This is a genomic window from Pseudomonas sp. PDM19 (assembly GCF_014852215.1).
Lineage (GTDB): Bacteria > Pseudomonadota > Gammaproteobacteria > Pseudomonadales > Pseudomonadaceae > Pseudomonas.
In genome coordinates, this window is record NZ_JACVBG010000003.1 from 1,348,090 (window position 1) to 1,359,060 (window position 10,971).

Genomic DNA, 10,971 nt, shown 5'->3' on the forward strand with positions numbered 1-10,971 from the left:
GGGAAGCGCCTTGATGAACACGGTGCCAACGGCGCTGGCGGGTCGGACCGTGGAAGGTGCACATCTCAACCAGATAGCGGTTACTCATCGTCGTAGTCTCCTTGGCAGAAGATCGACTTACCCCGGTCGAGGTCACGGCGGATTTTGTGGAGGTTGATGACGCGACGGCGGCCAATCTTGGCGGTCGGCACGGTCTTGGTTTCGACCCAGCCGCGCACCACGTCTTCGGTGATGTCCTCCAGGCCGAGCATCTGAGCGAATACCGCCTGGGAGCAGAACGGCGCGGTACGGAAGTCCGTGACCTTTTCCATCGCACCCGTGACGGTGAACCCCACTATTCCAGACTCTTCCATGGTTTTGCCCTATAATAAAAATCACGCTTACTGAGTAATAAATACTAAGTAGGGAAACCATACATCTAGATTGTTACTAAGTACAATCTACTAAGTAGATTATTTTTGCATGATAAAAGACCGCCTTATAACTTTGTTCGATAAGGAGCGCACAAGCGTCTGGTTCGAGAAGGAGACCGGAATTGATCGCTATCGGTGGGGTAATGTCAGAAACGGGAAGGCCAGAATCACTGACGCAGAGATCGAGGCAGTGATACAGATTTTCCCCCAGTATGCTCTTTGGCTAGTGACCGGTAATATCGCTCCCGAGAGTGGGCAGACCAGTCCCGCCTATGACGAGGCAAATAAAAACTTAAGCAATCCCAACGCGGGATAGCTGTCACCAGGAAAGTAGCAGAGCGCTGGTTCATCTCAAGGATTGGCGTAAAGGGATGAGAGCAGTTGCATCCACCATTGTACCTTTAACGCTGTGCGGGTTTGCCTACGCAGAAAGCGCCTAGAGTTCAGCGACTGAGACGTCACCCAAAGCAGAAGCTATCGGCTGAAGACCCAGTCGCATTGAGAACAAGTTCATGGCAGGTACGAATGGGATGATAGGGGCGCCGTAAGAGACAATCCCAAGATGCAGGACAAACGCGAAGGGAAAACAAATAAAGGCGTGCGAAAGCCCATGAAAGAGTGCGTAGCTCTGACAGGTAGTACAAATAGCAGATGCAGAGTCCTTAAGATAAAGGCCCGCAGTTGGTGAAAGCCAAACATCACGTAGGCAAGTTATATAGGTTTGCTATGCGCAGCTTTAGTTGTCCGCTCCATGTCCTCTGCCTTGACTTGCCTTTCGAACCTCGGACACAAATTTTGAGCATACATAAATAACACTAAAAATTGCAAATAACTGAGTTAAAGATATCGTCAGCATGGATGTCTGAAATATCCACAATAAAATTTTCTGCACTGAAAAAGAAAGCCCCGTATATATAGAAACCAAAATCAGTAGCGCGACGGATGTGGCCATATTGAATGCGGATATTATTATCACTCCCACTATAACGCCTAGATTTTTCGTATCTTTTTTCTCGTCTGAAAAGTCGGCATTAATAACTTGAGGGTCCTTCAAGGCAACAACCAATCCAGGGTATAGGTGTGCAATCCAAATACCCATGATTGTAAATATTGCTCCAGAAACCCCTACCATCACTGATAGTAGAGGTTCGTAATATTTGAACTCTACCGTGATCCCTAGTGCCCCGGGTATTATTGAGAGTAATAATGATACAAAATAGAGAGCCATCGCCCACCTCAAGTTTAAGAAGCTTTTAACGAGTCGCCCGTTTCATCTGCCGAATTGAAGCGTTCAAGGTACTTGGCTCGTTGGTCTTCCAATGCACTATATAGCTCCTCGCCCGTGTAAGGATCGCCAGAGCGACTCATAACCAAGCGCTCCACCAGTCGATGACTCTTAAAGCTCACATTGTTATCATCCTCAGTTTTAAAGATGACATCGCTCCAGTCGTCGTCCTCATCAGCTGCTTCGTTATGCTTAAGCAGCTCTTGCACAATCTCAATCGAAGGTTTTCCCTCAATCATAAGTTCTACTTTTCTCTTGCCAAGAGAGTCATCAGAGCCACCGGACTTTCTAAACATTTCAATAATTTTAGTAATGGTTTCTAGCACTCCAAGATTGGCGGCTTCAAACAGGCCAGAACCTCCATCTGAAGCTCCATCAGGAGAGAATGTTGTTACGTAGTCCCTTACGGTGATTTCTTTTGTACTCTCCGCGATCCTTTCTAAATATTCGACGCTGGTATCGAACTCGCGAATAGATGTTTCGAATCTATACAGCAGGCTATAATCTTCCGGGGCGGATGGTGTGCTAAACCTAATCCGCACAGCATTGTCTGTCACAGATCGAGAGTTATACCCTGGAACCATCAGCCTGGTCCGTACCACGCTTTTCACCCACTTTTTAAATAGCCCATTATCACATTTTGAATCAGAAAACTTAATGGAAATAACAAGTTTTCTATCAGGTATCACCCAATAATAGCATGGATGTCCCCAGACGACATTGTCGCCTGTACTGGTAGATGAGTTATTAAGATAAGTAGACGGGGCCCCAGAATCATCGAGGATCAGTCCTCGATACCCTTCACTGTCAGATGGGTCGTTCTTCCAGAGAACCAATATGTAATCCCCATTTGGACATTCAAAAATCTCTTTGCAGTAGCACATTTCAGGCGAATGTGGGCCATCTGACTCCTCCGGCCAGGGGCATGTTGCTTTAAAGGATCTGCTATTAACCCAGCCCTTAATAAGGGGAAGAACATGCCCCACCTCCAGGCCAGAGCTCTTTGACAAAATTTCATCGCCCGATAACTTGCTTTGCACTGAGTAAAGGCCATCTTCTGTAATGTCGAAAAAATTTAACAGTCCATGACCGTGTGCTTTGATGCTTTTAGCCATAATTAGCCTCTAATTAAATCAAACGTGGATTATAGAACGTCTATCGGCACCTAATCCTACAGCTTCAATATGAATGGGGGTAATTCCTCAGAAGTTTTAGGCTAAGGGCAGGCTCAATTTGTGTATCTGAAGATATGCCAACAGCCAATTCATACCGAGAGTTATCCCATCGAGTTAAATGAGCTTTCGGCCGTGCAGTACCGTTCCTTCATCTGATTGCTCCAATCCGAACGATCTCTACCAGCACGTGCAGCCCAAGCACGGCACTGCTCTCGAAAATGCACCTTTGCGCCTTTTCTGCACTCCCGATACTCAACGGAGCCCCAACCTTGGTTCCGGCAGACAGATCCGCCGTCAATCACGTTGTTAACAACAACCCACTCAGCCAAATAGCCGCTGCCACCACCCCAGCTCTTTATCCACTGAGAATCACGCTCCTGAGCGTAATTTTGGGCACTGTTCTGTCGAACTATTCGCTGGTCTCGCTCAGCCTGAAACTGCGCTAGGTATTCCTGAGAGACCATGCCTTGGCGCTCCGACGCTACCTGCGGAGTAGGGACACGTGGCAGCTCGCCGCCGTTCTGGCAACGGATCACGTTTTCATCGATGGCATTACCGCCGTTCAGGCAATCGCGTAGCGAGCGACGACTTGAGGCTTCTGGCGCGGTTGGGCGGTGGGCGACTTCAGGAGGAGATGCAGGAACATTCTGAGGGCTTTCGGCAATCGGAATACTGCCTTCGCCAGGGACGGACGCAGATGGACGATCTACGAGAGAACGGAGCGAGGGCCAAGCCAGCGCTAGCACCGTGAGCAGTATCATGCCGCCAAACACGTGTAGAGCGTTCCAGCGGAAGGCCCTGCGTCGTTTCCGGGCTCTCCCCTCGCGCTGTCGCTCACTACTCTCGCGACGCATCCATTCGCGATCATCCAGTCCCATGGTTCTTCCCTGCGTGAATCTGTATGGCATGTGGCCATGTCAAAGTTAACGCGAGACGTTAGTACCCGTAAAGACTCTAGGGGGACTACATAAGGCTAATTGTCAGAAATAGCCGGTTGAAATGAGGTTTTGCCGCATCCCAAAGGTCCGTTTACAAAGCTCTGCGGTATCACGAGGGGGATCATGTGATTCATAAAGCTGTGTAGGTGTAGACCTTGTCAGATCAGCCGTGACGAGGAGGGCACTGTACTGGGCTATTAACCTTGAGGTAGGAGTACGGTCAATAGGGCGGATTTTGCAATTGCCTTCCCCTTGCTCTTTTTAATCTGGCGCTCTGCCAAACGACGCTTGCGTTTGAGTACCTCATTCACATCGATGGATTTCAGAAGCCACAACACCTCAAAGAAGTAAATCGGTGGTGTACACGCCAGGAGTGTTAAGTTTGGCCAAGCTCTGGTCTCCGGTACCAATGTAAGAATAATAACGCTGAGGGGTAGCCATAGAAGTGCAGCAACCCAGAAAAGGCTCATGTAGACGCCAGATCGATTGATCTCAAAGTGGAGGAGGGCAGGGGCGTACTCGTACTCTCTAAACTTGAGAAGAAACGCCCTCATCTTTCGCCGCCGCCATCGTTTGAACTCAGTCGGTCCATGATTGATCAACCATCCGACAAGACGTCTGAGCTTTGTCAGTGCCCAGAGTATGAATGCTCCGTAGACCGCAGTAGCAGTGTTTTCTAGTGTCCAGCTCAGCATATGCCAGAGGGAAGGCAGGGTCTGTTCCACTGAGTTTCCTCATATCATCGGGAAGTGGGTATGACGGCTAGAAGCTAAGGATAGTTGTCTAAGCAGTCTCCTCTACATCCTCAATCTCCGCTTCTACCTCAAGTTGGTGTCGCGTCCACTCACGCTCGACTTCAGGGTTCTCTTGGATTTGTTGCTCGATCCGGAGACTCTCACGATACTCATGAGCCCTTGCTGTCATGGTCCAGTGTGTCTCAACTCCTAGAGTTTCAAGCTCGCCTCGGATTTCCTCTAGGCCCAGGCGGAAGAACTCCTTGCGCGGGTTGACCTTGTTAATTTGCTGGCGAAGGAAATGGCGGTGCAGGCTCTTCTCTAAGCCAGGGGCATCTTCGCTGAAGATCATGGCGTGAACATCGAATTCAAACGGTACACTTGCGTCACCCAGCTCCCGAATTCGGTCCTGAGGCTCCAGTCGACGAGTCATTCCAATCTTGAAGACTTCCTGTCCGAATGAGCCGATGTTCGAGATCACATAGACGTGCCCTGACCGCGTCTGTTGTGCCATGGAGAGTGCGCGCTGGTTCTTCTCTTCGGCCTCGCGCAGCTTGGTCTCGAGCTCCTGAAGGCGGGCCTCGAATTCCGCTCGCTGTGCTTCGTTAGCAGCCTCAACCTGCTTTTGGACTTTCTCCATAGCTTTGCGAAGAGCGTCCTCCTCCTTCGCCGCGTCTTTGATTGCGCGCTCGTACTCGCGGCGAGCCTTTTCTTCTTCGCGGATCTGCTCTCGCAGGCGACGCTGTTCTTCTTTTTCTTCGTCCTTAAGTGCTTTAACGATGGCCGCCCACTTCAGCTCATCGAGTCGAACGGCTAGATAGCTATCGGTGATTCGAGCGTTCCGAAAGGCCCCACCATTGTGGTTCACCAACGAGAAGGCATCCCGGATTTCCTGTTCCAGCTTTCCATGATTATCGGACTTACTACGGGACAGAATCGAATCGACTTTCCCATTGAATGCGTCGATTACGAAACGAATTGCAGTATCTTTGCGGTTGGCCTCAACGTAATCGCAAGCTGCTGCCTGGCCTGCTTTGACCATCATGCGGCTCGTATCGCGGGCGTCCTTTAATTTTTGCCCGGCTTCGGTGAAGCTGAACTCTTCTGCCAAATCGTCTAATAGGTTGTAGGTAGGAACGATGTAGGCGTCGCCGTAACCCTCGATGATGTTCTTCATTGCCTGCGCGGTGACTGCGAATTCCTTGGCGCGATTCATTGCGGTGTAGGCATCACCAGCAATTTCGTCAGCTTTCTGCTGAGCAGCAACAATGATCTTCTCTGCTTCCTTCCCTGCAGCAATGATGCGGCGCTCACTTTCCTCGAGCACATTGCGTGATCGTTCATTGGCTCTATCTAGGGCTAGTTTGGCTGATTGGTTTGCGGCTTCGACTGTAGCCTTAGCGGAGTCCTCTGCTCGTTGACGGAGCACATCACTATGCGCCTTGGCCCGCTGAAGGACATCCTCTGCCTCGTTCCGAATAGCTTTCGCCGCCGCTTCGGTATCGACGATATGCGTGTATTTGGATAGCGCTTCGACTCGCTTAAGAAGGCCGTCTCTCTCCTCAGTTAGAAGGGACAGCTCGAGCTGCAGTAGTTTGAGCTGCGATGCGAGTTGTGCAGCGTGCTCATCCAGTTCATGAGCTCGGAGATCACGTAGTGCGAGTTCTCCTGCGTGAACCTTTCGGGCTGTCCTTAGCACCTGGTACGTTTTAGCGCAGAGGAGAGCAATAGCGATGACAGCTGCAAATAGAAGCCATTCCATGGGGCATCGTCCTTGAGGTGCTGCTATGAGAGGGATATCTCAAATTTTGTGAGTAACCTGCCTCATTTCGTCGGCGCTGACAATTCCCCATGCTACTGAGAGGCTTTGGATTTCTGTCTCCCAAAGCCGCATGAAAAGAGCCCATCGCTTGCGTGGCCAACCTACGTTCAGGAGGTTATTGTTCCGTGCAGAATTTGCTGGTCTGGCTCTGGATCGAGGAGCAGAGGTCTGGCAAGCCCTAAGCACAGGACTAAACGATGAAAAACACTAGCTCGACGGATCGACTGGCAGAGTTGCGTCAGAAGATCGATCAGTTTTCCGAGGTTCGAGATTGGGGGAAGTACCACACCCCGAAGAATCTGAGCATGGCGATGAGTATCGAATCTGCTGAACTGATGGAGATCTTCCAGTGGCAGGAGGGCAGTGAGGGGTATTTAGGGCTGCCCGAGAGCAAGAAGGCCGCTGTAGAGCACGAGGTGGCGGACGTCTTTATCTATCTCATGCGCTTCTGCTCTGTCACAGGTATCGATCCTCTCCGTGCGGCGGAGGAGAAGCTGCAGCTCAATGATGCCAAATACCCGGCCAGCTTGGTCAAGGGCAAGTCCGATAAGTACTCTGATTACTAAACCATGCGCCAGATCTTCATCTTTACCGCACGAGACAAAGATGCGCGGGCTCACCTCCGTGATTCCATTCTGAATCCAGCACCATTTGACTGGATGAGCACTGCGCTTACGCCGGATCAGGCTGCCTACTTTCAGTCCCTGTCGCCCAGTGCGGATGGCTTCTATGCGTGGGGCGCTGTCCCCGGCCCTGTTAATGAGCGAAATTGGGGGGCAATGCAGGTAGGGGATGTAGTCCTTACTGTTTTCGACAACACCTATCACTTCCTTTCCTCCGTTACAGGAAAGCTCAACAGCAAGAGCTTGGCGACCCGAATCTGGGGCACCGACGACAAGGGGAATACGTGGGAGTACATGTACTTTCTGAGTAAACCTCAACCAATCCACGCTTCGGTTGTGGATGGTTTGGCTCCGATCTACCTGAATAAGGGGTATCGGGGGTTCACTCGAATCTCGGATGAGAAAACTCGCGCAATCGTTCAGACATTTGGCAGCCTGGAGGCCTTTGTTGAGCAGGCTTTCCAGGGGCAGATCCCTGAAACTCACTTCGAACGTGAGCTACAGGAGATCGCGCTCGAGGCTGAGTCCGTTGATCCCTTTTCTCCAAAAGATTTGGTGGACGGGCGCAAAAAAGTCTTGCAGGAGATTGTTCGTCGTCAAGGGCAGCCTAAGTTCCGTAAGCAGTTGCTCGCAGCTTATGATGGCCGGTGTACGGTGACAGGATGTGACGTAGAGGCAGTGCTGGAAGCCGCACACATTGCTCCTTATCTCGGGAAGGACTCGAACTCCGTCCAGAATGGGTTACTGCTTCGGGCCGACATCCACACTCTCTTCGACCTTGGCATGCTCAAAGTCGACGCGAAAGGGACTGTGCACCTTCATGAGAAGCTGCGCGGCACCGTATATGAGCAGTACGGAGATCAGTTCATTCGCCTACCAGCCGACAAGGCGCTTGCTCCAAGCCCCGAAGCACTGGATCTCAAGTTTAACGTCGTGCTGTGATCGGCCTTCACTGATACGAGTGTTGGTACCTGTCTTGTGCGCATTCGCTTTGAGACATGCGAATTGATTGGCTTGGAGCGTCCTCGATGCCTGCTGCCCGGCTAAGACAGCTGCATCTATTCATGCAACTTCGCTTCGATATGTTCCCAGTGAAAGGAATTCAGAGGTCAGAATGAAGAAGGTTGCAGCTGCAGTTGTGTATCTGGACGGGACGGTGCTCGTCGCTCGCCGCGCTCCAGGTGAAAAGCTTGCTGGGATGTGGGAATTCCCGGGCGGGAAGCTTGAGGCCGATGAAACACCGCAACACTGCATTGTTCGCGAGATTCAAGAAGAGTTAGGAGTCGGCTCCATTGCCGGTGACATTCTCACTGAATCGGTGTTCACGTATCCGGGCGGCACTATCCGGTTGATTGCCGTGGAGCTAACCCTTAATTCAACAAATTTTGTTCTGCAGGTACATGATCGCGTTGAGTGGTGTGCGCCTTGCAAGCTGCTGAGCTACGAGCTGGCTCCTGCAGACATTCCGATAGCCATGGAGATCATCCGGAAGTATGGATAGCTTCGTTCCCCCAAAGCCTGGTGCCACGCTCAACAACGAAGAGCTTACGCGCTGGTTTAAGTGCAGCCCCCAAGGTGGCATGCGACGTTCAAAGGAGACCAATACGCTGGTCATTGTCTCCAATCACGTGAAGTCTGTTTATGACGATCGCTGGAGTAGCGATGTCTTGCACTACACCGGCATGGGGCAGAAGGGAAACCAATCACTGACCTTCGCTCAAAATAAGACGCTCCACAAATCCAGCTCCAATGGCGTGGCGGTTCACCTTTTTGAGGTCTTCACGCCGAAGGTTTACACCTACATTGGAGAGGTCGAATTATCCGGCAGCGCCTACTCCGAGAAGCAGTTTGATGTTCTGGGGAGCTCTCGTTTGGTATGGATCTTCCCCCTGAGGCTAAAGACGGGAGTGCCCCCGGAGATACCTGAGGCAACTCTCTATGAGTTGAGAGTGCTGAAGGAGAAGCAGATTCGACGGTTGAGTGACGAGCAGGTGGCGGAGCAAGCACGCAGGACCGGTCGGAAGCGCGTAGGCCAGCGCAGCGTTCATGCGACTCAACACCAGCGGTCTCTTTGGGTAGCGGAGCATGCAAAGCGACGTGCCAAAGGGAGGTGCGAGCTTTGTGAGGGGCTCGCTCCGTTTACGCGGAAAGATGGGACTGCCTACTTGGAGACACATCACATTGTTTGGCTAGCTCGTGATGGCGAGGACACCGTAGAGAACACAGTGGCGCTCTGCCCGAACTGCCACCGACGTATGCATGTCTTGAATGATAAGGCAGACGTGAAAACGCTCAAAAGGCGATTGCTTGTCGAGCGCTCGAAAGCCTAGCTAGCGAAGGGGGGATGCTCTGCTGCAGATCCTTCGAGGGCTTTTCGGTTGCGCAAAACCGGCCCTGCAGCCCGCATGGCTACGTTTGTATAAGCACCCACATTGGTGATTTTTGCACCGGCAGTGATGGTATTTTCTCCTTATTAATCATTCTGTTGCGGAGGATTCGCGCGCTGCATGGGGTGCAAGGGGTAGAGTGTTCGAATCGCTCCGTCCCGACCAAATTTGAAAAGGCCGGTTCAGCAATGAACCGGCCTTTTTGTATTTCTCTTTTCGCAAAGATTACCTAAATCGTCCGCCAACTCGGCGCGTCCCTGAGCGCCCAATCATCCTGCGCCGCCAGAAATGTCGGCAGGTCCCGTCGCGCTATCCATATTTCGCCTTGCCACTTGATGACGCCGATGCGTTGGTCGGCCCAGGTCATGAAGGCGCGGTGGGGGTGAGTGTCGGGGATGTGCTGGGTGTCGTGGAGGGTGGGGAGGACTTCGTCGCTGAGCCATTTGGCGATGTGGCGGTGTTCGGGGTGCCAGAAGCGGTAGAGGGCTTTGTAGGCGCCGGATTCGCTGATGACTTCCACTTCCTCGCGGAAGCCGCTGAGGTATTCCAGGACAACGGCGCGTTTTTGTTCCGGATCCATGCGCTTGGGCAGGTGGTAGGGGCGGCCGGTGCCGATCAAGCGGCCGAAGTCGAGGCCGACGAACCAGGGCTGGCGGTCGATCAGGATGGCGCGTAGCTGGTGGGTGTGGCGTTGGAAAATGACAGGTCTGTAGGCGTCTTGCATGGTGGAGCTCCATCTACGAGGTTGAGGAGCCGCCACACGTCGTCGCTATTCGAAGGGTGGCGGACCGCGCAGGGTTAGCGAACCGGGAGATGGTACCGGCAGACCCGAGGGTCTCCCCGCGCGATCCGCCATAGAGCCAGTAGTGAATACTACAGGCGTGAAAGGGCCTACAGGAAACCTTCGCTGTTTCCCGCATGCGCTTTCAGCGCAGTCGCGCCATCTCTCAAGTCGCTAAACCTGGCCACGGGATTGATCGTGACGGGCGGAGGATGGGGGAGGGTTTGCCGAGGCGGCAACCTGCAAAGCGCGTAGGAATTCGGGAAGCGCGCCTCTGGGATATGAGGTTTAGCGGTGCCTTCTTTATATAGGTGGCAGGACGCAGTTGCCCGGAAGCTGTCGATGCGCCCGTGCGGAGCGGGTGCAGGAGCGTGCTGCTTCTCTATTGAGAGGAGGAGGGGATAGGCCCCTTTGTCATCTTTCTGCAAAAAGTCGTTGACGGCCGATTTAAACTCCCTATAATGCGCACCACTCCCAGCGACGAAGCGCTGAAAGAACTTGAAAATCAAGTACTTACAGAGATTTGAAGTTGAGAGTGGTGGTCAGGCAGGTGATTCACTTGCCGCTCTTCATTAGCTGCTCCGGCAGCGAGCTGAAAAGAAGATCGCCGAGGTGGTTGACAGCGAGTTTGATCGCTGTAGAATGCGCCTCCCGCTGATGAGAAGGTTTCCTTCGCTGAAGCACAAGCGATTGAGTAGAAAAGAAATTTTCGAAAAATAAAGCTTGACGGAAAGAGAGGTTAGCGTAGAATGCGCGCCTCGGTTGAGATGAAAGCCTCAGCCAAACGCTCTTTAACAAGTTGAATCAAGCAAT

Annotated in this window: 10 protein-coding genes; 5 read left to right on the forward strand and 5 right to left on the reverse strand. The window is 52.2% G+C overall.

Annotated features, from left to right (window positions below):
• Positions 1-80: 80 nt before the first annotated feature.
• Positions 81-353: a hypothetical protein gene (locus IB273_RS22200; RefSeq protein ID WP_045217776.1), complete on the reverse strand. Its 273-nt coding sequence runs from the start codon at positions 351-353 to the stop codon at positions 81-83.
• Positions 354-462: 109 nt separating this feature from the next.
• On the opposite strand from IB273_RS22200, the gene IB273_RS31505 reads away from it, so the two are divergent.
• A complete protein-coding gene (locus IB273_RS31505) occupies positions 463-729 on the forward strand; it encodes a DNA-binding protein (RefSeq protein ID WP_225610225.1) in 267 nt (88 codons plus the stop codon).
• A gap of 926 nt (positions 730-1,655) precedes the next feature.
• On the opposite strand, the gene IB273_RS22205 is transcribed toward IB273_RS31505, so the two are convergent.
• The 3 genes from IB273_RS22205 to IB273_RS22215 all read right to left on the reverse strand — a co-directional run bounded on the left by IB273_RS22205 (position 1,656) and on the right by IB273_RS22215 (position 6,307).
• Positions 1,656-2,813, reverse strand: a complete 1,158-nt coding sequence (locus tag IB273_RS22205) for a hypothetical protein (protein WP_192225038.1) — start codon at positions 2,811-2,813, stop codon at positions 1,656-1,658.
• Between the two features lie 1,195 nt (positions 2,814-4,008).
• A complete protein-coding gene (locus IB273_RS22210; protein WP_192225039.1) occupies positions 4,009-4,536 on the reverse strand; it encodes a hypothetical protein in 528 nt (175 codons plus the stop codon).
• A gap of 58 nt (positions 4,537-4,594) precedes the next feature.
• Positions 4,595-6,307: a DUF4041 domain-containing protein gene (locus IB273_RS22215; RefSeq protein ID WP_225610226.1), complete on the reverse strand. Its 1,713-nt coding sequence runs from the start codon at positions 6,305-6,307 to the stop codon at positions 4,595-4,597.
• A 257-nt stretch (positions 6,308-6,564) separates the two neighbouring features.
• Here IB273_RS22215 and IB273_RS22220 point away from each other — a divergent pair, with 257 nt between their 5' ends.
• The 4 genes from IB273_RS22220 (at position 6,565) to IB273_RS22235 (ending at position 9,320) form a co-directional block, all read left to right on the forward strand.
• A complete protein-coding gene (locus IB273_RS22220; protein WP_192225040.1) occupies positions 6,565-6,933 on the forward strand; it encodes a nucleotide pyrophosphohydrolase in 369 nt (122 codons plus the stop codon).
• 3 nt (positions 6,934-6,936) lie between these two features.
• Positions 6,937-7,932, forward strand: coding sequence for an HNH endonuclease (locus tag IB273_RS22225; protein WP_225610227.1), 996 nt, complete (start codon positions 6,937-6,939; stop codon positions 7,930-7,932).
• 172 nt (positions 7,933-8,104) lie between these two features.
• Entirely contained in the window at positions 8,105-8,491 is a 387-nt protein-coding gene (locus IB273_RS22230) for a (deoxy)nucleoside triphosphate pyrophosphohydrolase (RefSeq protein WP_192225041.1), read from the forward strand.
• Complete coding sequence (locus IB273_RS22235; protein WP_192225042.1) at positions 8,484-9,320, forward strand: HNH endonuclease; 837 nt, start codon at positions 8,484-8,486, stop codon at positions 9,318-9,320. Before IB273_RS22230 ends, IB273_RS22235 begins: the two co-directional genes overlap by 8 nt.
• 286 nt (positions 9,321-9,606) lie before the next feature.
• Here the strand turns inward: IB273_RS22235 and IB273_RS22240 are convergent, their stop codons facing one another.
• Positions 9,607-10,101: a Bro-N domain-containing protein gene (locus tag IB273_RS22240; protein ID WP_151186486.1), complete on the reverse strand. Its 495-nt coding sequence runs from the start codon at positions 10,099-10,101 to the stop codon at positions 9,607-9,609.
• Positions 10,102-10,971 lie beyond the last annotated feature (870 nt).

Bases quoted from the DNA above. Each gene is read 5' to 3' on its own strand.
- IB273_RS22200 (WP_045217776.1), bottom strand. From the start codon at position 353: ATGGAAGAGTCTGGAATAGTGGGGTTCACCGTCACGGGTGCGATGGAA.
- IB273_RS31505 (WP_225610225.1), top strand. From the start codon at position 463: ATGATAAAAGACCGCCTTATAACTTTGTTCGATAAGGAGCGCACAAGC.
- IB273_RS22205 (WP_192225038.1), bottom strand. From the start codon at position 2,813: ATGGCTAAAAGCATCAAAGCACACGGTCATGGACTGTTAAATTTTTTC.
- IB273_RS22215 (WP_225610226.1), bottom strand. From the start codon at position 6,307: ATGGAATGGCTTCTATTTGCAGCTGTCATCGCTATTGCTCTCCTCTGC.
- IB273_RS22220 (WP_192225040.1), top strand. From the start codon at position 6,565: ATGAAAAACACTAGCTCGACGGATCGACTGGCAGAGTTGCGTCAGAAG.
- IB273_RS22225 (WP_225610227.1), top strand. From the start codon at position 6,937: ATGCGCCAGATCTTCATCTTTACCGCACGAGACAAAGATGCGCGGGCT.
- IB273_RS22230 (WP_192225041.1), top strand. From the start codon at position 8,105: ATGAAGAAGGTTGCAGCTGCAGTTGTGTATCTGGACGGGACGGTGCTC.
- IB273_RS22235 (WP_192225042.1), top strand. From the start codon at position 8,484: ATGGATAGCTTCGTTCCCCCAAAGCCTGGTGCCACGCTCAACAACGAA.
- IB273_RS22240 (WP_151186486.1), bottom strand. From the start codon at position 10,101: ATGCAAGACGCCTACAGACCTGTCATTTTCCAACGCCACACCCACCAG.